Genomic DNA, 25,294 nt, shown 5'->3' on the forward strand with positions numbered 1-25,294 from the left:
CGGCGCGCGCGCGCGGGGGCGCGCCCCCCCCCCCCCCGCCCCCCGCCGCGGGCGCCCGGCCGCGCGGGCGCGGGGGGCGCGCCCCGCGCCCCCGGGGGGGCGGGGCGGCGGGCGGCGTGCAGGGGACGTCAGGAACCGGCCAGCAGGTCGCGGAGCAGGGCGACGGTGTCGGCGTCGAGGTCACGGCCGGTGCGGCGGCTGAGCGCGTCGAGACGGTTGACGGCGCGCAGGAGTTGGTCGCGGGCGCCGGCCGAGGCGTAGGCGTAGAAGAGGTCCCGGTGCAGGAGTTCGACGTCCGGGGCGACGGCGAGGCCGCGGAAGACGGCGGCCTCGGCGCTGCGGTGGTCGCCGTACTGCAGGCGGCGGGCGGCCAGTTCGTGGGCGGTGTCGACGATCGCCGCGATCATGTCCTGGCGTTCGGCCTCGGCCCAGCCGTAGGAGGCGGGCGGGGCCTCGGCGAACGGGGCGCCGCGCACCAGGGCCAGGGCGTGGGCGAGGGCGGCGTCGGCGGTGGCGCTGGTGCTGCGCATGCCGCGCCGGTAGAGGCTGCGGAACTCGTCCCAGTCGCAGGTGACGACCGGGGTGAAGGAGTAGCCGTCGGTGGTGTCGGTGGGCAGGAAGGCGCGGCCCTCGGGCGAGGTGCCGAACCAGGCGGCCAGGTCGGCGAGTTTGCCGGGGAGCGGGCTCTTGGCGTCGGCCGCGGTGGGGTGCGGGTCGAGGTGGGCGGCGCCGGGGTGGAGGTCGTGGTCGAGGGCGTGGTGGTCGGCACCGGGCCGCAGCGCGAGGTAGACGGCGAGTTCGGTGAGCCGGGACAGCGCGCCGGGTTCGGCGGTACCGAGGGCTCCGGCGACGTCGACCGGGCCGAGCAGGCGGATCCGGGGGGCGTTGCGGGCGGCGTGCGCCTCCGGGGAGCGCAGGATGGCGAGCAGGTCGTCGCTGTCGCTGCGCCCGGGGGTGGTCTGGGCGACCGGAGCGACGGCGGCGGGGCCGGGCTCGGCTCCGGGTTCGACTCCGGACTCGGTGTGGGAATCAGCGTGGGAATCAGCGTGGGAATCGGCTTCGGCCGGGGCCTCGGCTTCGGTGCCGGGCAGGAGGTCGGGCACGAGGTCGGGCGAGGGCTCCGGCCGGGACGGGACGCGCGGGTCGACGCCGGAGGGCGCGGGCGCGGGCTGGTGGACCGGGGCCGGCTCGACGGGCGACTGCGGCACGACCGGCTGGACGGACTGGACGGCAGGCACGGACGGCACGGGCTGGACGGCGAGGACGGCCGCGGGGGCTTGCTGCGGTGCCTCCGCCGCGTCCCCCGCCACCGCATCCGGGCGGCGCAGGTCCCGGGTGGCCTCGTCCGCTGCCTCGTCCGTGGCCTCGTCAACGACCTGCCCGACCGCAAGCTCTTCCTCGGTACCGGTACCGGTACCGGTACCGGTCTCGGCGGAGGCGGCCTGCCGCCCCTGCCCGTTGACCGCGTACCGCCCAGGCCCGGCCGGAGGGGCCGGTACCGGCGTCGCCGGGTCGGTGCCCGCGAACGGGCTGGCGCCGGTGCCGATGACCCGGGCGAGCAGCCGGGGCCCGGCGGCCGTGTCCGTACCGCCCTGCGCGCCGGTCGCGGCGGCGCCGACGGCGGCCAGCACGGGTACGGCGGCGGGCAGTTCGGCCGTGTCGGTGTCGTCGTCGTCCGCGTCGGGGTCGAGGCCGGGACCGTCCAGGGTCCAGGCGGGGGCCGGGTGCTGGGTGAGGTCGTCGGCGGCGCGGAGCAGTTCGGTGACCTGGTCGTACTGCTGGTCGCTGAGCCGCTGGAGTTCGACGGTGAGGTGCAGGCCGGGGATGGCCGCCTGGCCGGTGGCCGGGAGGGTCCAGCGGGCGACGGGGCCGGTGCCGCGTTCGGGGGCGCGGGTGATGACGGCGACGCAGGTGCGCGGCCGGGCGTCGAGCAGGCGGCCGAGTTCGGCGGGGACCTCGCCGCCGGGCTGCTGGGCGCAGAGCACGATCTCGGGGGTCCAGGACTCGTCGGCCTGGCCCCGGCTGCGGGCGTCGCGCGGGCTGGCGGCCTCGGCGGCGACCAGGGTGGCGCGGGCCTTGGCGGTACGCGGGCCGAGGGCGGCGAGCGCGGCCTCCAGGGTGGGGTGGCGGTGGATGCGTTCGGCGGCCGGGCCGCTGATCGGCACCTCCTCGGCGAGGTCGACCAGGTGCAGGTGGAGCCGGTCGGCGAGCGGGCTGTGCGCGAGTTCGACGGCGAGGGTGCGCAGGATGTCGCGGGCGTCGTCGGGGTGGCCGGAGAGGTGGAGCAGCCGGACGGCCTCCAGGTCGGCGAGGACGACCGAGCCGTCGGGCGAGGTGCCGAGGGTGACCAGGGCGGGGTAGGGCGCGGCGGTCTTGCGGGCCTGGGCGGCGCTGAGCAGGTCGCCGGAGTCGAGGCTGCACCACCAGACGTTGGCGGCGTGCGCGGCGCGGAACGGCGCGATCGGGGTGGCCGGGCCGGAGAGGTGCAGTTCGATGGTGTGGCCGGGGGTGATCCGGGCGGCGACGATGGCGGGCAGGCGCTTGCCGCCGCGCACGGTGTTGCGGGCCATGGTGCGCAGGGCGCGGTCGAGCAGGTCGAGGCCGGCGTCGTCCTGACGGGCCCTGAGCTCGTTCTCGAAGGCGGCGGCCTCGGCGTCGGGCATGGTGATGCGGTGCCGGGGGCGGCGGGCGCGCAGTTGGGTGCCGCGCTTGTGGGCGACGGTGCCGACCATGACGGCGGCGAGCAGGACACCGACGGTGGAGGCGGTGAGGGCGATGGAGTAGTCGTCACCGGCGGCCGGTTCGGCGTGCGCGGCGGGGGCGGGCGCATGGGCGGGCGCGTGGGTGGGCGCCGGGGTGACGGGCTGGGACGCGGCCGGGGTCGGCGCGGGGGCGGGAGTGGCGGGCGCCTGGTCGGCCGGCGGCTGGCCGGTCGACGGAGCCGGCTGCGGCGCCGGAGCGGGCGCGGGCTCGGACGGAGGAGCAGGCGAAGGAGCGGGCGCGGGAGCGGCCGTCCCCGGCACCGTGAGCACCATCCCGGGCACCAGCACGTCCGGATCGGTCAGCCGTTCTCCGTCCGGCGCCTGGGCGCCCTTGTTCGCCTCGAAGAGCTTCGGCCACGCCTCGGCGTCCCCCAACTCCCTCTGGGCGATGACGGACAGGCTGTCCCCGCCCTGGACGGTCACCGTCGCATGCCCACCCGCACCCGGCTCCGTCCCGGCCTGCGGCACCTGGGCCGACCCGGCACCGGAAGCAGGGGCGGGCGCGGGCTCGGACGGAGGAGCAGGCGTCGGAGCAGGCGAAGGCGCCGACCCGTCCGCCTTCGCGTCCCCCGGCATCAGCAGCGCCCACCCCGGCTGGATCGGCCGGTCGGCGTCGAAGCGGATGCCGGAATCGTCCATCACCCGGCCGTCGTTGAGCTTGGCGATCTCCACCCACCGTTCACCGGAGCCCAGTTGGCGTTCGGCGATGGACCACAGGCTGTCAGCGGGCCGGCTGTCCCGCACGGTGTACGTGGGGTTCTGCTCGGCGGCGGGCGCCAGCGCGGGCGCGGCCTGGGCGGCGGGCAGGGCGGCGCGCTGCACTCCGGCCGCCAACTCCGCCGGGGCGGTGGCGGTGTGGGCCGGGGTGGCGGCGAAGGCCGAGCCGGCGACCGGCATCAGCGCGAACACCGAGCCGACCAGGCCGGCCGCCATCCGCTGGCTCCAGCCGAAGGCGGGGATGCGGCGGGCGATCCGGCCGCGCAGCTGCGCGGGGATCTCCAGCAGGACGGAGAACGCGAAGCAGCCCCAGGCGAGCCAGCCGACCACGACCAGCAGCCAGAGGAACAGCCGTCCGTCGTCCGGGCCGGTGAGCGCCTGGCCGACGCCGTCCGGCGCGACGTCGCCCATCGCGGCGACCGCACGGGTGCCGTAGAGCAGCAGCGCGGGGACGCCGAGCAGCAGGGCGAGCAGGGTGACCAGCGCGGCGAGCGCGGTGATCAGGGCTGCGCCGCGGCCGCGCCCGCGCGGTGGGCGGGGCGCCGGGGCGGCGGGGCGGCCGGCGGCCCGGTGTCCGGTGTGGGCCCGGCCGTTGGCGCTCCGGGCCTGGTCCTTGGCGCCCGGGCTCCGGCCCTTGGCGGTTCGAGCCCGGCCCGGGGCGGTTCGGGCCTGGTCCTTGGCACGTGGCGCGGCCATCAGTCGGTCTCCGCTTTCTCGACTCCGTGGACGAGGGTCGCACTGCCCTTGCCCGTTACCTTCCGCTCCCCGAGCGCGCCCAGCAGGACGGGCCGGTAGTCGGCCCGCACGGTGACGGTGACGACCTTGCCGTCGCCGGAGAACTCGACCTCGCCCGCCTGGAGGCCGTACAGGGCCAGGTAGGCGTCGGCGGCCTGCCGGACGTAGTCCTGCTGGATTTTGAAGCCCTTCCCCTGGAGGACGGCGGCCTGGTCGAGCTGCTGTCCGCCGACCCGCGCGGCCTCCTGGGCGTAGGCGTCGGTGCGTTCGGCGACCCGCAACCGGCCGCCGGCGTCGATCACCAGGGCGATGACGAGCACGACGTAGGCCGCGCAGATCGCCACGAAGAGGGCGACCGCGCCCCGGTCGGAGCGGCGTCGGCGCCGCGCCCTGACAGGCACTCCCATCCCCCCTGCCCCTCCCGCACCTCGTCCGCCCCACCGGCCCCCACCGGGCGCCGGCCGGTCCCGTCGCGTCATCCCCCGTGCGCTCTCCGCTTGCGTCTCCCCCGCGCGGGCCGTCCCCAATCCCCCGTCGTGGCCCGTGTCCCGCCGGGTGCCGCCCCGGGCCGTCATGTGCCCCGGTAGCGGTCCACCACGGAGGTGAACTCGCCGACGAGGTGCTTCGTCACGGGTACGCCGGACGGTCCGCCGAGCAGGTCCGCCAGTTCGACGTCGCACACCACGGTGACCTTGACGGTCGTGACGGCGCCGCCGGGCAGGTCCAGTCGGCCGGGCACGACCTGGACGTCCCCGTTGCGGCAGGAGACTCCCTGCTGGCGCAGCGTCGCGAGGGCCGAGTCCCGGCCCGGCTGCGTCATCCCGTCGACGCTGCGCTGCAGCGAGGCGGTGCGGGCGCCGGCCCGGGCGGCGGCCTCGACCGTACCGGCCGTGGTCTGCACCCGCCCGGCGGCGATGGCCACCAGGACCAGCCCGACCACCGGGGGCACGACGATCGCCGCCTCGATGGCGACGGCGCCGCCGTCGCTCCGCCGGACCGGCCACCACCGGGGCCGGCGTGCGGAACGGCGCTCGGCCCGGGGCGCGCAACGGCGCTCGGAACCACGCTCGGCGCGCGGCGCCGGCCACCAGTCGGCCCGGGTCCGCTGTCTCACGGCGCCACCGCCACCGGCGGGACGAAGTGCTCGCGCGGCGCCTCGGCGAACTGCGTGAGGGCGGGCGCCGACAGCCCGGGTATCAGCAGCGGCGGGCGCACCGCCACCGTGACCCGGACCACTTCGGGCGTGCTGCCGTCGGTCGTCACCGTGTACGAGTGCACGCCCTGCCGGTCGAGGAAGTCCCTGGCCTGTCGGCGCGCCGCCTCGTTCTTCACCTCGTCCGTCGCGTTGCCCTGGATCCGGCCGGCGTCCACGCCCTCGCGGGCGGCGGTGAGCGCGAGCTGGCGGTCGTACCACAGCAGCGCGGCCTGGACGACGAGCATCAGGAGCACCAGGACGACCGGGAAGACGATGGCGAGGCTCACGCTCATCGACCCCCGGTCGCCGCGGCGGCGAGGTCGGTACGTCACTTGGTGGCGCCTCCCGCGGCCGCGCCCGCACCCGGCATGTTCGGGTCCTGCTGCACCTTCTGCACGACCTTGTCCTTCAGCAGGTACAACGCGGTCGCGACGGCGCCCGCGACGAAGACCAACGCGATGATGGCGAGGGCGAGTTCGATGCTGATCGCGCCGCGGTCGCCGCGCGCGCGGGCGGCCCGCAGCCGGCCGAGCCGCAGGGTGAACAGCAGCAGGGCGAACTGCACGGGCAGCAGGACGGGCCGGATCAGCCGGCCTGCCAGGTGGACGAGTCGGACGGTCATTCGGGTCTCCCGGGGTGGAGTGCGGTGTGGTGCCAGATGCCCTGTGAGGAGGGTCAGTTGAGCATCTGGTGGAGTGCGGGGAAGACGATCAGGACGGTCATCAGCAAGGTGAGGGCGGCTCCGGGTGCGACCATCCGCTCGCTGTCGGCGTTGGCGCGGGCGAGGTCCTCGGCGAGCAGCTCGCCGCGCAGGCCCTTGGCGCGCGCCCGCAGGGTGTCGTACACGGCGGCGCCGTCGGTGCCGGACAGCCGCATGATGTCCGCCACGTCCTGCAGCGGGCTGAGCCCCAACTCCTCGGCCAGCGCGTCGAGTCCGGCCCAGGGCGGGAGCCGGTCGGTGGCGGCGCGGTCGAGGGCGTCGCGGATGCGCCGGAACACGGTGCCGCGCCCGACCGCGGCGGCGCGGCGCAGCGCCTCGGCGGGCCCGCAGTCGGCGGCCCGTTCCAGGGCGACGAGTTCGAGGTAGGCGGCGATGCCGTGCAGGTACTCGCTGCGCGCCTCCTTGGCCTCGCCGCGCACGATGCCGTCGGGGACGAACCAGAGCAGGCCGGCCAGCAGCGGCCCGGCCAGCAGCGGCAGGGCGAAGGGCAGGCCGATGTCCATCAGCGCGGCCATCGCGCCCAGGTAGGCGGGCAGCAGCAGGCCGATCGCGGCGAACAGCAGCTTGTGCACCATGAACCGGGCCGGGGATCGGCCGATCAGGGCGAGTTCGCGGTGCGGCAGGGACACTCCGCGCAGGCCGATCGAGCGCTCGCCGATCCGGTCGTACCAGCGCGGCCGCTCGTCCGGGTCCGCGGCCCGTTCGGCGGGGGTGCGGTGCAGCCGGTCCAGGGCCTGGCGCAGGTCGGGCGGCGCGGGCCGCAGTTCGGCGATCAGCAGGGCGACGCCGCCGGCGGCGACGGCCCCGGCCAGCACGGACCAGGGGGAGATCACCGGACCTCCCCGAGCTGCTGGAGCGCCTCGTCCTCGCGCGCCGGGGCGCGGCGCCCGGCCTTGCCGCGCCGGTCGGGCGCCAGCAGCCGGGGCACCGGCGGGTGCGAGGCGAGGGCGCGCATCCAGGCGATGATCGCGACGAACAGGGCGGCGACGACGGCGAGCACGATCTGGCCGAGCAGCGTGCCGTACGGCCGGGTGTACTCGGTGTTGAAGGAGCCGACCGTGACGACCAGCACGATGATGCCGACCAGCCAGCGGATGGTGGTGCGGTGCTTGGCCCGGTCGGCCTCGATGGCGCGGCGCTGGCGGACCTCCTCGCGCACCGAGTCGGCCATGTCGGCCAGTGCCCGGGCCAGGCCGGGGCCACTGTCACCGGAGCGCAGCACGAGCGCGGCGAGCACCTTGTCGGCGGTGGCGTCGGCGACGCTGTCGGCGAAGGCCTGGAGCGCCTCCTCGGGCCGCCAGCGGGCCTGGAGCCGGGCGGCCAGTTCGCCGATCTCCTCCTCCAGGGCGGCGGGGGCGGTGCGGCGGCTGGTGACGATGGCCTGGTTGAGGCCGACGCCGAGCAGCAGCACGTCGGCGATGCGCTGGGTCCACTCGGACAGCGCCTCCAGGCGTTCGATCCGGCGGTTGTCCGGGCGGGTGGTGTCGAACAGCCAGGGCAGGCCGAACACGGCCAGTGGCACCAGCAGGGCGGCCAGCGGGATGCCGGTGAACAGCCAGGCGAGCGGGGCGCCGGCGAGCGCGAGCGGCAGCTGGATCCGGCGCAGCCGGGCGACCCGGGCCGAGGCGGCGCCGGGGGCGCCGTACCAGAAGACGTGGGCGCGGCCGGCCAGCGGGGTGCTCCGCTCCGGGGTCTCGTCCTCGTCCGCCGGGTCGCTGCCGCGGGCCCAGGCCACCAGGGCGACCAGGCCGCCCGCGACGGCCAGCCCGCACAGGGCGAACAGCAGCATCATCGCGCGCCACCGCCGATCCGCAGTTGCAGCGGGGCGGCCCAGCCGCCGTAGCGGGAGCCGAGCAGGGCGGCGTCGAAGCCGGCCCGGCGCAGGTCGTCCAGGCACTGCGGCGGGGTGTGCGGGACGGCCCGCGGCTCGCCGAGGTCGACCCGGGGGCCGAACACGGTGTTCAGCGCGGGCCGGCCGCTCTCGCCGAGGCCGGCGACCTCCAGGACGTGGGAGACGAAGCGGTGCCGGCGGCCGCCGACGGCGGTCTCGTCGACCATGGCGACATGCACGATGAGGTCCAGGGCGTTGGCGGTGAGCCGGTAGGCGAGCGAGTCGGTCATGTGCGAGCCGTACTCCAGGCAGAGTTCGGCGATGCGGTCGACGACCATGTGCGGGCCGCGGGCGTGCAGGGTGCACATCGAGCCGCCCTCGCCGTTGGTCATGACCCGCAGCATCGGGACGACCTCGCCGGATCGGACCTCGCCGACGATGATCCGGGACAGCGTCATCCGCAGCGCCGCCGGGATGAGGTCGCCGATCGTCAACTCGCCTGCCAGGCGGCCCTCGACGCGTTCGCCGTTGCCCTCGCGGGCCTCCATCGGGACGACCTGGCGCAGGTGGCCGAGGGTGTGCAGCCACAGCTCGAACTCCGACTCCAGGGTGCCGATCCGCTCGTCCGGCGGGATCTCGGCGGCCATCGCGCGCAGCAGGCTGGTCTTGCCGACGCCCTGGGTGCCGGTGATCATCACGTTCTTCCGGGCCCGGATCGCGGCGGCCAGGAACGCGGCCAAGGTGCTGTCCAGGGTGCCGAGTTCGACCATCTCGGGCAGCGTCGCCGAGGCCACCCGGTGGCGCCGGATCGCCACGTACGGGCGGGGCGTCACCTCGGTGAGCGCCTGGAGGCGCATGCCGCCCTCCAGGCGCAGCGCGAGGGTCGGGCTGGCGGTGGACAGGCTGCGCTCGCCGCCGCCGTGCTGGCGGGCCAGGTCCTGGAGCAGTTCGACGAGTTCGGCGTCGCTCTCGGCCACCGGCGGTACCTGGCGCAGGGGTTGGTGCACCCGGGAGACCCAGACGTCGTCGCAGCCGTTGATCAGGATGTTCTCGATCTCCGGGTCGTCCAGGTAGGGCTGGAGCCGCCCGGCCCGGAACAGCAGGTCGAAGACGGCCTCGGCGAGCGCGCGGTCCTGCTCCCGGGTGGGCGGGATGCCGTGGGTCTGCGCGTAGGCGTCGGACCAGCGGGCGACCGCCTCCTCGATCAGCGCGCGGCCGCGCTGGCGGCGGGTGGCGCGGTCCGGTTCGGCGCCCGAGGTGGCGGTCAACCGGGTGATCTGCTGGTGCAGTTCGGCCGCGACCTGGCGCTTCAGCTCGCGGGCGACCTGCGGGTCGACGGCCGGCCGGGTGGCGGCGCCGCGCAGGTCGAGCGAGGGCAGCTGGGAGGGCACGGCGGTGGGCGTGGCCGCGCCGCCCGGCTGGACGTACGGCGGCGGCGCGGGCTGCGGGGCGACGGGGCCCGGCCGGTAGGCCTGGGGCGGGGCGGCCGCCTGCGTCTGGGCCTGTGTCGGGGCCTGGGCCTGGGCCGGGGTGGCCCAGGGCAGCGCGGCCGGGTCGGCCGCGGGGTGCTGGTGCAGGGGGCTACCGCGCACGGAGCACCTCCCCGGGGTTGTACGGCTGCGGACCGTTCGGGTGTGTCTGATCGGGTGTCACGGCGGGCTGCTGGAGCGGGTAGCGGCCGTCGTCCTCGGGCTCCGGGCGGACGTACGCGCCCTGCTGGTCGTACGGGCCGAACCCGGCCTGCTGGTCGTACGCGACGTAGCCGCCCTGCGGCCCGTACGGCGACTGCGGCTGCGACTGCTGCGGTTGCTGGACGTGCCCCGGGAACGGGGCCGGAGCGGCCGGCTGGGGGGCCAGCCCGGCCAGCGGCGCCACCGGGCCGGTGGTGATCACCGGCCCGACCGGCTGCGGCGGGGAGTACGAGGGCTGCTCCCCCTCCACCGGCCGGTACGCCGTCGGCGCGGCCGCCTGCGGGGTCGGCACCGGGGGCTGGACGTGCACCGCGGTCGGGGGCTGGGGCTGGGGCTCGGTCCGGGCCGCGGCGGTGAGCTGGGCCGGGACGGGCGCGGCGGTCGGCGCGAGCCGCTGGCGACGGCGGCGGACCAGCAGCTGCACCTCATCCGCCGCCGAACGCGCCGTCCGCATCAGCTCCGAGCGGATGAACCGCCGGTCGGTGATGTCACCGCCGTCGGAGAGCACCCGGGCCGTGCGGGTGGCGTGCGGCAGCAGCCCCAGCACCGGCAGGCCGAACTCGCGCGACACCTCCGGTCCCGAGTACGGCCCCTCGGCGACCAGCAGCAGTCCGAGCGCGTCCACCCCGGTGCCGGCCGTGGCGAGGTCCTCGGCGAGCGCGGACAGCCGGGGCCGGGCCGAGCTCAGGCCGCGCAGCGTGGTGCGGACGGTCACCGCGACCACGTCCGCCCGGCGGGCCAGCACGGCGCTCACGCCGGTGGCGCCGGAGCGGCCGAGGTCCACGATGACGTCGTAGCCCTGCGGTTCGAGGCCGTGCAGCAGGTCGACGAGCGGCTCCCAGGTGTAGGCGAGACCCGGGGCCTGGGTGGGGTCGGTCAGCCCGGGCAGCAGCAGCCGCTCGGCGGTGCCCTCGGGCGAGAGGTCGATCAGCTGCTCCCAGATGGTCGCGGCGAGCAGTCCGCGCCGGTCGGCGACGGCCAGGTTGCGCAGCCCGTACACCGCGTCGACCCGGCCCTCCAGGGCGCCCGCGAGCACCGCGCCGCCGTCCGGGTCGGCCTCCACCAGCAGGACCCGCCGTCCGGGTTCCAGCGGCCAGGCCAGCAGCAGGGCCAGGGCAGCCGTGGTCGCGCCGGGCGCGCCCGGGCCGCCGGCCACCGCGATCACCGCCATCAGGCGCCACCCGCCCCGGTCGGGGGCACGGGGGCCGTGGCAGCGCCGGAGGCGGTTCCGGTCGCCGGGGCCGTCGGCGCGGCGCTGCCGCCGGTACCCGCACCGGCGGTCCCGGTCGCGCCGCCCGCCGCGGCGGCGCGCGGGGCCAGCAGGACCTGGATCCGGCCGCCGGCCACCCACTGCGCCAGCCGGGGGCCGTCCGCCGCGCCGACGGCCACGTCGATCACCTGGCTGCCGTCGGTGTCCACCCGGCCGACCGTGATGACCGTCGCGGGCATCGAGTCGGCCTTGGTGTTGTCCGGGGTGTAGACCACGACGATCTGCAGCCCCGGCTGGAGCCGGGTGGCGGGCAGTTGGCTGTGCTTGGCCGAGACGCCGACCACGATCTGGCCGGGCTGCACCGCCAGGGTCTGCGCGACGTCGCCCCTGGTGAGCATCGCGCCGCGCTTGAGGTCGGTGGCGGCCCGCATGCCGACCGCCTTGTCCCGTTCGGTGGCCGCCAGCGGCCGCAGCGCCGGATCGCCGGCGATCCGGGCCACCACCAGGTCGTCGTCGGTGATCACCTGCCCCCACGGGATGTCCCGGGCCAGCGCCAGCACGGCGACCCGCTGGCCGGTGCTGTTGTAGAGCACCGCGCCGCCCAGGCCGCCGGCGGCGATCAGCGCGACGGCCATCGCCAGCACCGCCGGGCGCCGCCGCCGGGCCCGCAGCGTCCGGCCGGGGACGTGCGGGGCGGCGCGCCCCTTGCCCTTGCCCGCACCGCTGCCCGGGGCCTCGCCCGGCCCCTGCCCCTGGTCCGGGACCGCCACGGACACCGCGGCCCCTGCGGGTGTGCCGGATCCCGGCGTCGCGAACGTACGGTTCTCCACCGGGTTCCGCCCTTCCCTCGTGCTCGTTCCGGATCGTCGGTACTGGGTTCTCGGTGCTCGGGTCGTCACCGCTCGGGCCGCCGGTGCCCGGGCTTCAGTGCCCGGGCTTCGGTGCCGTGGTCGCGTGCGGCCGGCCGCCGGCGCCCCGCGGCCGGGCCGCGGGGCATCGGACGTCCGCCGCCGCCGGGTCAGTTGAGGACCTGCACCTCGGCGACCTTGAGCGTGAAGTTCGAGGACTGCGGCATCTTGACGTCGAAGGTCTTCGCGTTCGGCCCCGTGACCACGACCTCGCCCACCCAGTTCGCCGTCACCGTGCCGTCGAAGACGCCGCTCTTCCTGGTGCCCGAGCCCACGGCGAACTCGTAGCCGCAGTCCGGGGACTTGGCGGCGCCGTACTTGGGGTCGTACGGCGTCCCGGCCTTGTCGCAGGTCACGGAGACGCCGCTGTCGAAGACCCAGGTCACGCCCCTCAGCACCGGTGTGACGGTGACCGAGGCGCCCGGGACGGACAGCGTCTTGGGCGCGGGCGCCGCCACGCCGTCCAGCCAGAGCCAGACCGGCGCCTTCACCACCGCCGTGCCCTTGGGCGCGACGCCCGCCGTCGGCTTCGGGAAGCGCATCTCGTGGGCGAAGCCGAAGCCGACGTCCACCAGGTTCAGCGCCGGCGGCCCGGCCGGCGAGGTGGCCTCGAACACGATCTCGGCGCCGTCCTGGCCGCCGCCCGTCTGCGGGCAGACCTTCGAGTAGAGCGCGCCCTCGGACGGCTTGTGGCCCTGCCACGCCGGGTCGCCCTCGGGGAGCGGGTTGTCCAGCGGGCGGAAGTAGCACCCGACGCCGCTGTTGAACCAGCCGCGCTCCGGGTCGTGGCAGGGCCACTGCTGGTCGTGGTAGCTGCACAGCAGCGGCCCGTCGCTCGTACCGCCCCCGCCGCCACCGCCGGGCTGCGACGGTCCGGGTTTCGGTTTCGTGCCACCGGTGTTGACCCCGGAGCAGATCACATCCGGGTAACACTGTTCGGCACCTCCGCCCGGCGGTTCGTCCGCCGCCGCCGACACCGCCGAGGCCAACAGCAACCCGGCGGACAACGGCGCGAGGATCGCGAATCGCCGGGCCGGTTTACGCGTGTTCAGCATGCCCGGTCCACCTCCCGCTTGAAGTCGTAGATCAGCCAACGTGCTTGGAACCAGCGCAGGGACGCGGTCGCGACGTAGCGGTTCAGTCGGTCACCCGGATCCTTTGCCACCTGGGTGACGGCGTCGACGCGGTGCCATCCCGACACGTCGACGCAGTCCTCGATCACGGCGGTCTGCGGATCGGCTTTCAGGTCAATGGCCTTGACCACCGCCGAATTGCGCGGCGTTCCGGTCATCACCAGTTTGGCGTCGCGAAGTTGGCGGAGACTGACCAGGGTGTCGGTAAGGGCCCGCCCGGAAGAGTACGTCTCCAGAGCGAATCCGTCCGAATCCGACCGCCCGAATGCCTCGGCCTGGGCCTGCCACCAGTCCTGATACGTCTTCAGGGCCAGCCGCCCCATGGCACCTTCCGGCCCGTCCGTCGGCGCGATCGAGGTGTTTACCGAACCACCCGAAGGAGGTACCGGATCCACTCCCGCGACACTGGGCGCAGCCGTTCCGAGCCGATCGACGGAACCACCGGCACCGCCGCTCGCACAGGCTCCGAGGAGCAACACCAGAACCACCCCACCGACCCCAACCGCCCCAGGGCGCAACACATTTCCGCGCTGCCGCATCGCCCCACCTCGTCGCGACCGACCGATTCGTGATCCGTGGCCGCCGGAAGAATTCTGTCGTCCCGCAGGTGTTTCCGCTGGGGATCGATTCTTCGCCAACCCACCCCATCACGGCAACACCTCAGGCCACCTGACCTTACGCGGAAGGCGGTTCCGTCGGGGCACTTTCCCGCCACAGAACGGCCAACAGTTCTTCGGAAAGCGACAATCCGGCCAATGCGCCCCGAACCGCGGCCCGATTGCGCATCAACAGGCGCCCGCCCTGCGGCGGAACGAGCAGGCGCGCGCCCGGCGCACCCGAACCACCCGGCGCTTCGCCCCCGTCGAGCAGCGCGGCGACGGACGGCTGGAGATCCAGCGGGGCGACGGCGGCCGGGGCACCCGGGACACCCTGCCGCAGCACGGTGGTCAGGGCATGGCTGAACGAGCCCTCACCACCCGGCAGTACGGCGTCCCGGCCGCGTCTGCCCGGGGTGTACCGGCCGACCCGGCCCCACAGCGGGACACGCGGGTAGGCCAGCAGTTCGCCCGCGCCGTCCTCGCCGCCGCCGCGCTCCAACGCCGCCCAGGTGTCCCGGTCGGCCACCGCGTCGACCAGCAGCAGGGCCTCCTCGTGGCCACCGTGCACCATCGCGCTGACCACCCAGTCCCAGGCCAGGCCGCGCCGGTAGGCGTTGTCGGCGGTGCTGCCGCCGGTCACCAGGGCGAGCCGCCGCCCGCGCGGATCGACCGCCAACTGGCCGACCAGGCAGACCACCAGCCACCGGCCCGGGTGCTGGGCGGCCTCCCGGACGGCGGTGAGCATCGCGTTGGCGTCCGCGTCCGGCGCCACCTCGGTGACCCGGCAGCCGGCCGCGCCGACGTCGAAGCACATCCCGGGCAGCACCCGCGCGAGCAGCCGGGCGCCGTCCGGCGCCAGTGCCGAGCCCCCGAAGCCCCGATCGGGCCCGCCGTTCGCCCCGATCACCACCAGGTCGACCCCGCCCGCCATCCGCACGCCCCCTCCCATGCCGGCCCCGGCGCACCCGGGGCCGCCCGCCGCGCCCGCCGCTGCCGTGGTGCGCAGGGGCGCGTACCGTACCGCCGCCGGGCAGGCTACCGCCCCGGGCGGCCGCCGACGGGGCTCCCGGCCCGTCCGCTCAGGGACCATGGGCCCTATCGGCGCGCGCGCCGACCGGAGGACGATCGGACGCATGGAGCGTGAGGACCGTGTGGAGACCCTGAGCGAGGCCGAGTGCCTGCGGCTGCTCAGCACCGTGCCCGTCGGGCGCGTGGTGTACACCGAGCACGCGCTGCCGGCCGTGCTACCGGTCTCCTTCGAGGTCCTGGACGGGCGGTTGGTGCTCGCCGTGCGCCGGGGAAGTGCCACCGCGCGCGGGCTTGACGGCACCGTGGTGGCCTTCCAGGCGGACCTGCTGGACCCGGTCACCCGGACGGGCTGGAGCGTGCTGGTCCACGGCCGGGCGGACGTGGTGCGCGAGCCCGAGCAGGTGCGGCGGGTGCTGCGGTCCGGCCTGCGGCCGTGGGTGGGGGACCCGGAGCCGCTGTTCGTCGCGCTGGTGCCGGAACTGGTCAGCGGCCGGCGGCTGTTCCCGACCGGGCAGGACGCGCTGGGGCGCGGGGCGCTGCGGTCCTGAAACACCCACAGGGCCGCCGCGCCCTCGGGTTCCCGGGTTCCTGTGTTCCCGGGTTCCGGTGTTCCCGGGTTCCCGCGTTCCCGGTTCCGCACCGCTGACAGATACCGGCGGGTACGCATACGCTTCCGGCGTCCTGACCCCTCCCCCAGGAGCGCACCGTGACGAGCTTCGCCTCCCTCGCCGATCTGACCGCCGCCGTCGGCACCGAACTGGGCACCAGCGAGTGGCACACCATCGGGCAGCGGCAGATCGACCTGTTCGCCGAGGCGACCGGCGACCACCAGTGGATCCACGTGGACCCGGAGCGGGCCAAGGAGAGCCAGTTCGGCTCGACCATCGCGCACGGCTACCTGACCCAGTCGATGATCCCGGTGCTGGCGAAGGAGTGCTACGGCGTCGAGGGCGTGCGCATGGCGCTGAACTACGGCTCGGAGAAGGTGCGCTTCCCGGCGCCGGTGCCGGTGGGCACCGCGATCCGGGCCACCGCCGAACTGGTCTCGGCCACCGAGGTGCCGGGCGGGGTCCAGGCGGTGGTGCGGTTCACGATCACCAGCGCGGAGAGCGCCAAGCCGCACTGCGTCGCGGAGACGATCACCCGCTTCTACGCGTAGCGGCACCGGGCGGCTCCACGCGGAGCGGCACCGGGCGGTGGCCCCGGGCGCGCGACCGGGGCGGGGTACGCCGATTGGCCCGCGCGGGGCCGCTCACCAGGTCCGGACGGCCCATGACGAGTAGTCTCCGACGAGATGGTTGTCGTATCGCAGCGGCCCCACCAGTCGCCCGGATACCCGCCCCGGCATGCCCGGTAGCCGTGACCGTCCTTGGAGGAGCCTTGCCCCGCCCCGCCCCCTGGTTCTCCCGCCTCGCCGGTCTGTCCTCGCAGTTCATCACCCCGCCGACCAACAGCCCGACCACCAGCCCGGCCCTCGGCCCGACCGCGAACCGCACCGGGTCGGGCCTGGCCCGACTGCCCCGCGCGGCCTGGCACCTGGTCCGGGCCGAGGCCTTCGGTGCCGAACCCCGGGGCGAACGGCTGGCCCGGATCCACCGCTCCCCGCAGTTCGCCGACGGCGCCTTCCGCAACCCGCTGCCCACCCGCCGCCTGGTCTACGAGCGCAGCCCGCTGGAGATCACCCGCGCCCAACTGACCGGGGACAAGACCCGCCGGGCACCGACCGCCGCCGTACCCGTGCACCGGCTGCTCCCGGTCGACCTCGCCCTGCCGCCGGACTCCGGACTGCGACTCACCTGGCTCGGCCACGCCACCGTGCTCGCCGAGATCGGCGGGCGGCGGGTCCTGATCGACCCGGTGTGGGGCGAGCGCTGCTCGCCGTTCGCCTGGACGGGGCCCAAACGGCTGCACCCGATGCCGCTGCCGCTGTCCGAACTCGGGCCGGTGGACGTGGTGGTGATCTCCCACGACCACTACGACCACCTCGACATGGCCACCATCCGCGCGCTGATCGGGACGGACGCGGTGTTCGCCGTCCCGCTCGGCGTCGGCGCGCACCTGGAGCGCTGGGGAGTACCGACCCGGCGGATCGCCGAACTCGACTGGTGGGAGTCGGCCGAGATCGCCGGGCTCACCCTCACCGCCACCCCGGCCCGGCATTACTGCAGCCGCGGCCCGCGCACCAGCGCGCTGTTCCTCTGGGCGTCCTGGGTGGTGGCCGGCGGCGGGCACCGGATCTTCCACAGCGGGGACACCGGCTACTTCCCGGGCTTCGCCGAGATCGGCCGCCGGCTCGGGCCGTTCGACGCGACGCTGATGCAGGTCGGCGCGTACAGCGACTTCTGGCCCGAGGTGCACATGACGCCCGAGGAGGGCGTCCGGGCCCACCTGGACCTCGGCGGCGATCTGCTGCTGCCGATCCACTGGTGCACCTTCAACCTGGCGACGCACCCCTGGGAGGAGCCCGCCGAACGGGTGGTCGCGGCTGCCCAGGCGCTGGGCGCCCGGCTGGCGGTGCCCCGGCCCGGCAAGCCCTTCGAACCGGTCGACCCGCCCGCGCTGCGGCTGTGGTGGCGCGCGGTCGCGGCCACGCCTCGCGGCATCGAGCCGCTGGTCCGGGACCGCAGCGCGGTGCCGGTCCGGGAGCGGGCGACGGATTTCAGCGAACAGATTTCAAAATCTGTTCGCTGAAATCTGTTATCTGTTATCTGTCTGCTGTTATCTGTTTGCTGTTATCTGTTCGCCCACTTGCCCGCAGCCACACCGCCTGGGCCCAGGACCAACCGCGGCGTCACCCCGCCAGGACGTCCCGCAGTGCGCGGGCCTCCTTGACCAGCCGGCTCGATCCGCCCTGCTCCGCCACCGCCGTCACCTCGGCCACCGGCCCCCGGGCGCTGGTGCGCCGGGCGCAGTCCGCCGCGAGGGCGAGCAGGTCGCCGAGGCCCCGGGCGGGCGTGCCCTCGCCGCCCAGCAGGGCCGGCAGCGCGGGCCCGAGCACCGACCAGACCGTGCCGTAGGCGCCCGTCCCGGCGGCCAGGGTGAGCGCCGCCGCGAGCCGGTTGGGCTTCACCGCGCCGCAGTCGACCAGCGCGCCGAGTTCGCGGCCGAGCTGCGCGCCGTCCAGCTCGCCGCGGGCAGCGAGCACCAGCAGGGCGTCGACGGCCGCCGTCCGGTCCTCGGTGCGCCGGGCGCCCAGGCCGTAGGCCAGCGCCAGGTGCAGGGCGAGCCCGGCCGGGCCGCCGGCCTCGGCGAGAGCGGGCAGCAGCCGGCCCGCGCCGCGCTCGTCCCGGTCGGCGCCGGCGGCGAAGTGGTCGAGCCACCGGGCCGCCAGTTCCTCCCGGTGCCAGGGGAGCATCGCGGCCCAGTGCGCCGTGGGCCGCCACGTCCAGTCGCCCACCTTGCGGGCCCGGGCCACGCTCGGCTCGGTGCCCTCCAGCAGCGCCCGGAACTCGGGGGCGAGCCGCTCGCCGTCCGGGCCCTTCGGGCCGGCTCCGATGCCGGGTTGGGCGACGGCCACCCGCCGGACGTCCTCCCACCAGCGGTCCGCGTACTGGTGGCCGTGCTTCGAGCCCCGGCCGGGGGCGAACAGCACCCGCTCGGACGGCTGGTCGGGCAGGCCGCCGGTGCGCAGCCACTGGGCGGCCCACCGCCCGGACGGCGAGGTGAGCGCCTCGGCGGCGCGCAGCACCCCGGCGTCGGCGCGGGGGCCGACCCGCAGCAGGGCCGCACACAGGTCGGCCCGACCGGGGGTGACGCCCGCCGCCTGGTACCCGGCGAGGCGTTCGACCAGCGTGCCGGGGTCGATCGCGCCGGTGGTGTCGGTCGGGATGGCCAGCAGGTAGGGCGGCCGGTTCGCGGTCACCTGCCAGGCGGCCTCCTCCAGCCGGGCGGCGAGGGCGGTGCCCTGCGCGGTGTTGTTCTGGCCGCGCAGCGGGGACCGGCCCTTGCCCCCGAGGAAGTCCCAGGCCCGGTGCGGCGGCGTCTCGCCCGCCACCGCGGCCACGACGTAGAGGACGTCCCGGGGCGAGCAGTCGCGCCAGCGGTCGACGCCGCTCCACGGGTGGACCCGCCGGACCGGCTCCAGCGCCTCGGCGAGCGCCGCCCGGTCCTGGTGGGCCTGGCGGACCAGGCCGTCCAGCACGCGCTCGAAGACCGTCGGCTCCGGCTCGTCGGCGGCGAGCAGGGCGGACAGCTCCTGCGCGAGTTCGGCCGCCGAGGCGATCGGCGGGCCGAGCGGGAGGGGCTGGGGGGCGGGCGGGAGGAACTCGTTCCACCCGGTGTCCGGGTCGCCGTCGCCGTCGCCACCGACCGGTGCGCCGAACAGTTCGCCGGCGCGCTGGTGGTGGGCGGGGTTCAACACCTCGGCGGCGAGCCGCAGTTCGGGCAGGACGGCCTCCCCGGCCGCGCGCAGGTGCCGGGCCACCACGTTCAACGCCCGCTCCTGGACGGCCTGGTCCGGGTGCCCGAACGCCTCGGCGGCCGCGAGCACCACCGGCCCGGACCGCCCGGGCTCGCGCCGGGCCGCCCGCTCCAGCCAGCCCAGTTGGGCGCGGACGAGCTTCTTCTCGGCCCGGAACAGCACCACCGCGGAGGACTCGACCAGCACCTCGGGTTCGACCAGCCCGGCCTCGTCCAGCCCGGCGAGCACCTCCTGGGCGTGCCCGGCGACCACCGACAGCCCGTCCAGCAGCGGCAGCACGTCCCGTACCCGGGCGGCGTACTCCTGCGGCGTCGGGGCGAGGGCCCGCAACACGTCGAGGAAGAAGCGCTGGTCGGCCGGCTTGCCGCCGCGCAGCAGCCGGGCCAGGCAGCGGTCGATCAGGTCGGCCCGGTCCAGGTCGCCGGCGGCGGCGAGTTCGGCGATCGCCTCCGCAAAGGCGTCCCCGGGGCGGGGGCTGAACCGCAAGGACACCGCGCCACCGATGTCGGCGAGTTCGAACACCCGGGGCAGCAGCAGCGGGGTGAACGCGTCGGCCCGCAGCAGCTCGACCAGGGTGGGCCGTGGGCCGCTGCCCCGGCGCTGGCGTTCCATCCACTCGCGGACGAAGGGCTCGCTCTGCGGCACCGCGCAGCCGGTGCGGCGCACCACGGCCTCGATCACCGGGTACAGCGCCCAGCCCCAGCTCGGCGCCGGCCGAGCGGCGAGCCGGGTGGCCACCTCGATCTGCCACTCCACCGGCTGCGCCGCGACGAGTTGGCCCACCGCCGGGTGGCGGGCCCAGCCGAGCGAGGTGAAGTCGCGGGCGCCGAGCCAGGTGGCGGCCCCGGCCGGGCCGGGGTGGCAGCCGGCGCCGGCCAGCAGCAGGGCGCCCCTGGTGGCGAGCGCCTCCTTCGACCACTCGTCGCGCAGTTCCTTGCGCAGCGCCTTCAACGCGAGCAGGCAGTCCCGGCGCTGTGCCTGGTCCAGCGCGGCGACCAGCGCCGGTATCTGCGGCATCCGTCCGCCCCGGACGGCGGCGAGCAGGTCCTCGACCGCCGCCTCGCCCCGCACCGCCTCCGGTATCGGCGCCACCGCCGTCGCGCCCCGCACCGCTTCCGACCCCCCTGCCGCCGCGCTCATGCCTGGACCCCCTTATCCGCCGTCGGAACCGTCGAGACCGTCGGGACCGCCGGAACCTGTTCCCCGACCGCCCGTTGGGCCGCCTCCCGCACCATCGCGACCGCCAGCGCGTGCTTGCACGGACCGCGCCCGCCACGGTACTTGGCCCACCAGAGGCAGGTGCAGCCGAGGCGCCCCGCCTCGTCCGTACGCACCCGCTGGATGTGGTCGTCCACCGTGACGACGGCCGTCGTGCCGCCCGGCTCCAGCCGCACCGCGCCCGCCGCGACCAGGGCCTGGGCGGCACGCAGCCGCGGGTTGGCGGCCTCGGCCCGCCCGGCGTCGTACGGGAGCTGCCGGTGGAAGTAGGCGGCCTCGGCGGTGTCGTAGCCGATCTGCCCGGCGGTGCCGAGCCGGGTGAGCGCGGCGCGGACCCGCTCGTGGCTGAGCCCGGACTGCTCGGCGAGGTCGGCGACCTCGATCCGCGGCTCCCAGGCGAGCAGCACCGCGACGAGGTCGGCGTCCTGCTCGGCGGTGCCGGTGGCGAGCGCGCCGAGCACCCCGCCCTCGCCGGAGAAGCCCCGGGAGGCGTCGGGCGAGAGGGTCAGGGTGAGCCGCATGCCGGGCAGGACCACCTCCCAGGCCGAGGCGGCCGGGCCGGTGGCGGCGACCGGGCCGTACACCCGCAGGGCGAGCGCGTGCCGCAGCACCCGCTGGAGCGCCACCAGCCGGTCGGGCCCGGGCAGGCAGACGGCGCCGGGCACCGGCCGGGTGGTGGGCCGCAGCGTCCGCCCGGCCGGGACGACCCAGGCGGTGCTGGAGCGGCCGCCGCGCGGCAGCGAGCGCAGGAAGCGGACCGCCTCGGCGGCGGACAATTCGGCGCGCAGGTCGAAGCCGGCGGCGACGACCTGGGTCTCGGCGAAGCCGCGCAGCCAGCGCTGCGGCAGCGGCACCTTCTTCTCGACCAGCGGCCCGTCGAAGCTGGTGACCTCCAGCGCGTCCGGCCCGACCGCGAGGTGCAGCGGGTCGCTCGGGCCGATCCTGGTCAGGGCCTCCCGCAGCGGGTTGTTGACGTCCACGTTGGTGGTGCCGTGGCCGATCTCGTCGCCGTCGAGGCCGGCCTGGAGCACGTCGAGCCGGGCGTAGACGCCGCAGCAGCCGGAGAACGACTCGAAGCGCAGCCGGTCCCCGTTGGCGGTGACCACCGGGTCGAGCGAGGAGCGCAGCTGCGGCTGGTAGTACCGCGCGGCGGCGACGTCCGCGACGGCGAGCAGCGCGGCGGCGGCCGGCGCCGGGTCGGCCAGGAAGCCCGCGAAGAAGCGCGGGTTGGCCGTTTCCCCGAGCGGGGTGGCGCCGCCGGAGGTGGCCAGGTCGAGGTGCCGGCCGTCGGCGCCGTCGAGGACGGCGGACGGGCGCAGATAGGCGTACGCGTGTGCGGATTGCGTCATGTCGAACACGCTAGGTGAGGACACTGACAATCCGTCGGGCCGCGACCGCACTGGAACAGGTTCTACCAGGCGCCGGAGCCCCGGGGCGTTACCCAGGTCACACCGCGGCGCGGCGGGATTCTGCCACTATGGGCCCGTGACCGACCTGACAGAACAGGAAATCCGGGCCGACCGCCCGGCCGGCTCGTTCGCCGGACTGCTGGAGCTGGAACGACTGGACGAGAACACGTTCCGGGGCCGCTGCCACGCCGGGGCGCCGATGCGCGCGTTCGGCGGGCAGGTCGCCGCGCAGGCGCTCACCGCCGCCGGCCGCACCTGCGAGGGCCCGCGCGCGGTGCACTCGCTGCACGGCTACTTCCTGCTGCCCGGCGACCCGTCCCAGCCGATCCGCTACGAGGTCGAACGGGTCCGCGAGGGCGTCTCCTACACCACCCGCCGGGTGACGGCGGTGCAGAACCAGAACGCGATCTTCACCCTCTCCGCCTCCTTCAAGCGCCCCGAGACCGCCACCGACCGCCACCGCACGATGCCGCCGCTGCCCGGGCCGGAGGCCCTGCCGGACGCCTTCTCGCTCTGGGATCCGGCCCTGCGCGCGGCGATCACCGGCACCGGCGGCTTCCGCGACCTCGAACTGCGCTTCGTCCCGCCGGACGCGCCGGGCGTGCCGGCGTCCGTGCCGGGGATGCCGCAGCAGTTCGTCTGGCTGCGCATCGCCTCCCCGCTGCCCGAGGGCGACCCGCTCCTGCACGTCTGCGCGCTCACCTACCTGTCCGACCTCACGCTGGCCTCCACCGCCGGCCTGCACGAGCAGCCGAACTTCTTCCAGCGCACCGAGCCGCCCCGGCTGCTGATCGCCTCGCTCGACCACGCGATGTGGTTCCACCGCCCGTTCCGGGCCGACGAGTGGCTGCTGTTCGCCCAGCGCAGCCCGTCCTCCTCGGACGGCCGGGGGCTGTCGCTCGGCGAGTTCTACGACCGGGACGGGCGGCTGGTCGCCTCCGCCGTGCAGGAGTCGCTGATCCGCCGGCTGCGCTGATCCACCGACTGCGCTGACCCGGGACAGAACGGGACGGCGCGGGACGGGCCCGGCGACGTGACCGCACGGCGAACGCAAGGGGGCCGGTCGGCGTCATACTCCTGAGCGGCCCCGGCCCGTATCATGGTGCGGGTGACCAAGGTTGACCTGTCACCACGGCCGGTGGAGGCGATGTCTCCGCGTCAGCTCGAACGCCGCGGAAGCCTGATCGCGGCCGCGCTCGCCCTGGTGAACGAGATCGGCGTCGAACGGCTGCAGATGAAACAGGTCTGCGAGCGGTCCGGAGTCGCCCTGGGGACGGCGTACCGCTACTTCTCCTCCAAGGACCATCTCCTGGCGGCGGCGATCGCCGAGTGGCACCGCCTGCTGCTGGCCGACCTGGTGGCGGAACTGCGCGGTCCGCGCGCCGGGCTGGGGGCCACCGACCGGGCGGTCCGCTTCGTCCGCGGCGGGATGCGGGCCTACCAGCGCCAGCCCGAGCTGGCCCGGCTGCGCGTGTCCGTCGCCGCCTCCACCGATCCGTTCGCCAGCGAGACCCTGCAGGGCATGGCCCGGGCCGACAGCACCGCCCTCCAGGCGGTGACGACCGAGGTGCCGGCCGCCGCCAGCGACCTGGTCCGGCACATCGTCGCCCACGCCTGGCAGGGCGAGCTGACCGCCTGGGTGACCGGCCGCACCACCCTCGGCGATGCCCGACGGCGGCTGGAGGACGTGGTGCGGCTGGTGCTGAACCCGTACGAGACGCCGTACCCGGCGCCGTACGAGGTCCCGTCCGGCACCCACCGGCCCTGACCCCGTCCGACGCGACAGCCCGCCCAACTCCCCGGCGCCGGACGGCTTCCGCCCGTGGTTCCGGCTCGCCGCGCACGCCCCGGCCCGTGAGCACCCGGCCTGACGGGACGTAAGTCCCCACCCGCCGCCTCCCCGGCGCGCCCTCCCGCCCCTCGCGGCACGAACTGGACATAGTGCGACATGCAGCTTTAATCCGCCGATGTCGCCGAAGCCCACGTCCGCCCCCGAGGTAGGAGAGTCCACCCGATGAGCAGCCAGCCGCCGCAGCCCGACCAACGCGCGGAGGAGCCCGACGAACCCGCCGCGACCCTGCCCGCCGACCGGGCGGTGTTCGGGATCAGCGCCGCCCTGGTGCTGGCCGTGGTCGCCTGGGGCGTGTTCGCCGAGGACTCGCTCGGCCGGACCTCCAGCAGCGCGCTCGGCTGGGTCCTGCACAACTTCGGCTGGCTGTTCGTGGTGGCCGCCGACGTCTTCCTCGTCCTCACCGTGCTGCTCGCCTTCAGCCGCTTCGGTCGCATCCGGCTCGGCCGCGACGACGACGAACCCGAGTTCTCCACCCTCGCCTGGGTCGCCATGATGTTCAGCGCCGGCATGGGCATCGGCCTGATGTTCTACGGCGTCGGCGAGCCGCTCCAACTGTTCGCCACCCCGCAACCCGGCTCCGGCCTGGAACCGCAGAGCGCGGCCGCCGCCCAGCAGGCCCTGGAGTTCTCGCTGTTCCACTGGACCCTGCACCCGTGGGCGATCTACGCCGTCGGCGGCCTCGCCCTCGCCTACACCACCTTCCGCAAGGGCCGCGGCAACCGCATCTCCGCCGCCTTCGTCCCGCTCATCGGCCAGCGCGGCGCCGACGGCTGGCCCGGGCGCGCGATCGACCTGCTGGCCGTCTTCGCCACCGTCTTCGGTTCCGCCACCAGCCTGGGCCTCGGCGCGCTCCAGGTCGCCGACGGCCTCGGCTACATCACCTCCGTGCGCAACACCCAGAACGCCCAGCTGATCATCATCGGCTCGCTGACCGCCGCCTTCGTGCTCTCCGCCTTCTCCGGCGTCCACAAGGGCGTCAAGTGGCTCTCCACCGCGAACGTCGTCCTGGCCTCGCTGATCATGCTCTTCGTCTTCGTGTTCGGCCCGACGGTGTTCACGCTGGACGCGATCCCCTCCACCGTCGGCGGCTACCTCTCCGACCTGCTCGGCATGTCCACCCAGACCGGGGCCTTCACCGACGAGAGCTGGCTCGGCTCCTGGACGATCTTCTACTGGGCCTGGTGGCTCTCCTGGGCCCCCTTCGTCGGCACCTTCATCGCCCGCATCTCCCGCGGCCGCACCATCCGGCAGTTCCTGATCGGCGTCCTGCTGGTCCCCAGCGGGGCCACCGTGATCTGGTTCTGCGTGATGGGCGGCACCGCGATCCGGCTGGTCTCCACCGGCGCGGCCGACCTGGTCGCGACCATCCCGAAGGGCGCGGAGGCCTCGCTGTTCGAGATGCTGCGCGCGCTGCCGCTCGGCTCCGCCACCAGCGTCGTCGCCGTGCTGCTGGTGATGACCTTCTTCATCACCAGCGCCGACTCCGCCTCCCTCGTCCTCGGCTCGCTCTCCAGCCGCGGCTCGCTGCACCCGCGCACCTGGCTCGTGGTCGTCTGGGGCGTGCTGATGGGCGGGGTCGCCGCCGCCCTGCTGCTGGCCGGCGGGCTCACCGCGCTGCAGAACGCGACGATCCTGGTCGCGCTGCCGTTCGTGGTCGTGATGCTGCTGCTCTGCGTGTCCCTGGTGAAGGAGCTCCGCGAGGACCCGGCGGCCGGCCCGTCCCGCCTGCACCCCGTGCACGGCCTGCGCGACGCCGTCCGGGTCGCCGTCGGCGAGGCCCTCGCCGAACGCACACCACGCCGCTGACCAGCGCGTACGCCCCACCCGTGCAGGTGGGGCGTACGCGGCCAACCGACGCCCAACC

Annotated in this window: 21 protein-coding genes; 6 read left to right on the top strand and 15 right to left on the bottom strand. The window is 75.6% G+C overall.

The window, feature by feature from the left end; genetic code table 11:
- Positions 1–128: 128 nt before the first annotated feature.
- From ACFV6I_RS04890 to ACFV6I_RS04950, 13 genes are all read right to left on the bottom strand, one after another.
- Positions 129–4,175, bottom strand: a complete 4,047-nt coding sequence (locus ACFV6I_RS04890) for a BTAD domain-containing putative transcriptional regulator (RefSeq protein ID WP_380423598.1) — start codon at positions 4,173–4,175, stop codon at positions 129–131.
- Complete coding sequence (locus tag ACFV6I_RS04895) at positions 4,175–4,621, bottom strand: hypothetical protein (RefSeq protein WP_063350047.1); 447 nt, start codon at positions 4,619–4,621, stop codon at positions 4,175–4,177. The genes ACFV6I_RS04890 and ACFV6I_RS04895 overlap by 1 nt, the downstream gene beginning before the upstream one ends.
- A 164-nt stretch (positions 4,622–4,785) precedes the next feature.
- Positions 4,786–5,328, bottom strand: a complete 543-nt coding sequence (locus tag ACFV6I_RS04900) for a TadE/TadG family type IV pilus assembly protein (RefSeq protein ID WP_079136025.1) — start codon at positions 5,326–5,328, stop codon at positions 4,786–4,788.
- Positions 5,325–5,702, bottom strand: a complete 378-nt coding sequence (locus tag ACFV6I_RS04905; protein ID WP_063350046.1) for a TadE/TadG family type IV pilus assembly protein — start codon at positions 5,700–5,702, stop codon at positions 5,325–5,327. The genes ACFV6I_RS04900 and ACFV6I_RS04905 overlap by 4 nt, the downstream gene beginning before the upstream one ends.
- A 35-nt stretch (positions 5,703–5,737) precedes the next feature.
- On the bottom strand, positions 5,738–6,031 hold the full coding sequence (locus ACFV6I_RS04910) for a hypothetical protein (protein ID WP_363367209.1): 294 nt from the start codon (positions 6,029–6,031) through the stop codon (positions 5,738–5,740).
- 53 nt (positions 6,032–6,084) lie between these two features.
- Positions 6,085–6,963 (bottom strand): hypothetical protein, encoded by an 879-nt coding sequence (locus ACFV6I_RS04915; RefSeq protein ID WP_380423599.1) that lies wholly within the window; start codon positions 6,961–6,963, stop codon positions 6,085–6,087.
- Positions 6,960–7,922, bottom strand: coding sequence for a type II secretion system F family protein (locus ACFV6I_RS04920; RefSeq protein ID WP_380341782.1), 963 nt, complete (start codon positions 7,920–7,922; stop codon positions 6,960–6,962). The genes ACFV6I_RS04915 and ACFV6I_RS04920 overlap by 4 nt, the downstream gene beginning before the upstream one ends.
- On the bottom strand, positions 7,919–9,553 hold the full coding sequence (locus ACFV6I_RS04925) for a CpaF family protein (protein WP_380423600.1): 1,635 nt from the start codon (positions 9,551–9,553) through the stop codon (positions 7,919–7,921). Before ACFV6I_RS04925 ends, ACFV6I_RS04920 begins: the two co-directional genes overlap by 4 nt.
- Positions 9,543–10,823, bottom strand: coding sequence for a hypothetical protein (locus ACFV6I_RS04930; RefSeq protein WP_380423601.1), 1,281 nt, complete (start codon positions 10,821–10,823; stop codon positions 9,543–9,545). Before ACFV6I_RS04930 ends, ACFV6I_RS04925 begins: the two co-directional genes overlap by 11 nt.
- Positions 10,823–11,638 carry an SAF domain-containing protein gene (locus ACFV6I_RS04935; RefSeq protein ID WP_363367200.1) on the bottom strand — a complete coding sequence of 272 codons (816 nt, stop codon included), beginning with the start codon at positions 11,636–11,638 and terminating at the stop codon, positions 10,823–10,825. The genes ACFV6I_RS04930 and ACFV6I_RS04935 overlap by 1 nt, the downstream gene beginning before the upstream one ends.
- 242 nt (positions 11,639–11,880) lie before the next feature.
- A complete protein-coding gene (locus ACFV6I_RS04940) occupies positions 11,881–12,825 on the bottom strand; it encodes a hypothetical protein (protein WP_380341793.1) in 945 nt (314 codons plus the stop codon).
- Positions 12,819–13,298: a hypothetical protein gene (locus tag ACFV6I_RS04945; RefSeq protein ID WP_363579187.1), complete on the bottom strand. Its 480-nt coding sequence runs from the start codon at positions 13,296–13,298 to the stop codon at positions 12,819–12,821. The genes ACFV6I_RS04940 and ACFV6I_RS04945 overlap by 7 nt, the downstream gene beginning before the upstream one ends.
- A 280-nt stretch (positions 13,299–13,578) precedes the next feature.
- Complete coding sequence (locus tag ACFV6I_RS04950; protein WP_063350037.1) at positions 13,579–14,433, bottom strand: hypothetical protein; 855 nt, start codon at positions 14,431–14,433, stop codon at positions 13,579–13,581.
- 202 nt (positions 14,434–14,635) lie between these two features.
- On the opposite strand from ACFV6I_RS04950, the gene ACFV6I_RS04955 reads away from it, so the two are divergent.
- The 3 genes from ACFV6I_RS04955 (at position 14,636) to ACFV6I_RS04965 (ending at position 17,222) form a co-directional block, all read left to right on the top strand.
- The gene (locus ACFV6I_RS04955; protein WP_063350036.1) at positions 14,636–15,079 is read left to right on the top strand and encodes a pyridoxamine 5'-phosphate oxidase family protein; all 444 of its coding nucleotides are present in this window, start codon (positions 14,636–14,638) and stop codon (positions 15,077–15,079) included.
- Between the two features lie 158 nt (positions 15,080–15,237).
- Positions 15,238–15,690, top strand: a complete 453-nt coding sequence (locus ACFV6I_RS04960) for a MaoC family dehydratase (RefSeq protein WP_063350035.1) — start codon at positions 15,238–15,240, stop codon at positions 15,688–15,690.
- A gap of 347 nt (positions 15,691–16,037) precedes the next feature.
- Positions 16,038–17,222 (top strand): MBL fold metallo-hydrolase, encoded by a 1,185-nt coding sequence (locus ACFV6I_RS04965; RefSeq protein ID WP_244293710.1) that lies wholly within the window; start codon positions 16,038–16,040, stop codon positions 17,220–17,222.
- Between the two features lie 100 nt (positions 17,223–17,322).
- On the opposite strand, the gene ACFV6I_RS04970 is transcribed toward ACFV6I_RS04965, so the two are convergent.
- Together ACFV6I_RS04970 and ACFV6I_RS04975 are read right to left on the bottom strand one after the other, a co-directional pair.
- On the bottom strand, positions 17,323–20,091 hold the full coding sequence (locus tag ACFV6I_RS04970) for a DUF6493 family protein (protein ID WP_380423602.1): 2,769 nt from the start codon (positions 20,089–20,091) through the stop codon (positions 17,323–17,325).
- Positions 20,088–21,518, bottom strand: coding sequence for an SWIM zinc finger family protein (locus ACFV6I_RS04975; protein ID WP_380423603.1), 1,431 nt, complete (start codon positions 21,516–21,518; stop codon positions 20,088–20,090). The genes ACFV6I_RS04970 and ACFV6I_RS04975 overlap by 4 nt, the downstream gene beginning before the upstream one ends.
- Before the next feature lie 136 nt (positions 21,519–21,654).
- Between ACFV6I_RS04975 and ACFV6I_RS04980 the strand changes: the two genes are divergently transcribed.
- The 3 genes from ACFV6I_RS04980 to ACFV6I_RS04990 all read left to right on the top strand — a co-directional run bounded on the left by ACFV6I_RS04980 (position 21,655) and on the right by ACFV6I_RS04990 (position 25,236).
- Positions 21,655–22,554: an acyl-CoA thioesterase gene (locus ACFV6I_RS04980; RefSeq protein WP_380423604.1), complete on the top strand. Its 900-nt coding sequence runs from the start codon at positions 21,655–21,657 to the stop codon at positions 22,552–22,554.
- 132 nt (positions 22,555–22,686) lie between these two features.
- Entirely contained in the window at positions 22,687–23,346 is a 660-nt protein-coding gene (locus tag ACFV6I_RS04985) for a TetR/AcrR family transcriptional regulator (protein WP_363367188.1), read from the top strand.
- A 246-nt stretch (positions 23,347–23,592) separates the two neighbouring features.
- Complete coding sequence (locus tag ACFV6I_RS04990; RefSeq protein ID WP_363367186.1) at positions 23,593–25,236, top strand: BCCT family transporter; 1,644 nt, start codon at positions 23,593–23,595, stop codon at positions 25,234–25,236.
- The last annotated feature ends 58 nt before the right edge of the window (positions 25,237–25,294 follow it).

It is taken from the genome of Kitasatospora sp. NPDC059803 (assembly GCF_042732255.1).
In the GTDB taxonomy this organism is placed as follows: domain Bacteria; phylum Actinomycetota; class Actinomycetes; order Streptomycetales; family Streptomycetaceae; genus Kitasatospora.

Bases quoted from the DNA above. Each gene is read 5' to 3' on its own strand.
- ACFV6I_RS04895 (WP_063350047.1), bottom strand. From the start codon at position 4,621: ATGGGAGTGCCTGTCAGGGCGCGGCGCCGACGCCGCTCCGACCGGGGC.
- ACFV6I_RS04975 (WP_380423603.1), bottom strand. From the start codon at position 21,518: ATGACGCAATCCGCACACGCGTACGCCTATCTGCGCCCGTCCGCCGTC.
- ACFV6I_RS04890 (WP_380423598.1), bottom strand. From the start codon at position 4,175: ATGGCCGCGCCACGTGCCAAGGACCAGGCCCGAACCGCCCCGGGCCGG.
- ACFV6I_RS04930 (WP_380423601.1), bottom strand. From the start codon at position 10,823: ATGGCGGTGATCGCGGTGGCCGGCGGCCCGGGCGCGCCCGGCGCGACC.
- ACFV6I_RS04940 (WP_380341793.1), bottom strand. From the start codon at position 12,825: ATGCTGAACACGCGTAAACCGGCCCGGCGATTCGCGATCCTCGCGCCG.
- ACFV6I_RS04950 (WP_063350037.1), bottom strand. From the start codon at position 14,433: ATGGCGGGCGGGGTCGACCTGGTGGTGATCGGGGCGAACGGCGGGCCC.
- ACFV6I_RS04910 (WP_363367209.1), bottom strand. From the start codon at position 6,031: ATGACCGTCCGACTCGTCCACCTGGCAGGCCGGCTGATCCGGCCCGTC.
- ACFV6I_RS04970 (WP_380423602.1), bottom strand. From the start codon at position 20,091: ATGAGCGCGGCGGCAGGGGGGTCGGAAGCGGTGCGGGGCGCGACGGCG.
- ACFV6I_RS04920 (WP_380341782.1), bottom strand. From the start codon at position 7,922: ATGATGCTGCTGTTCGCCCTGTGCGGGCTGGCCGTCGCGGGCGGCCTG.
- ACFV6I_RS04955 (WP_063350036.1), top strand. From the start codon at position 14,636: ATGGAGCGTGAGGACCGTGTGGAGACCCTGAGCGAGGCCGAGTGCCTG.
- ACFV6I_RS04990 (WP_363367186.1), top strand. From the start codon at position 23,593: ATGAGCAGCCAGCCGCCGCAGCCCGACCAACGCGCGGAGGAGCCCGAC.
- ACFV6I_RS04905 (WP_063350046.1), bottom strand. From the start codon at position 5,702: ATGAGCGTGAGCCTCGCCATCGTCTTCCCGGTCGTCCTGGTGCTCCTG.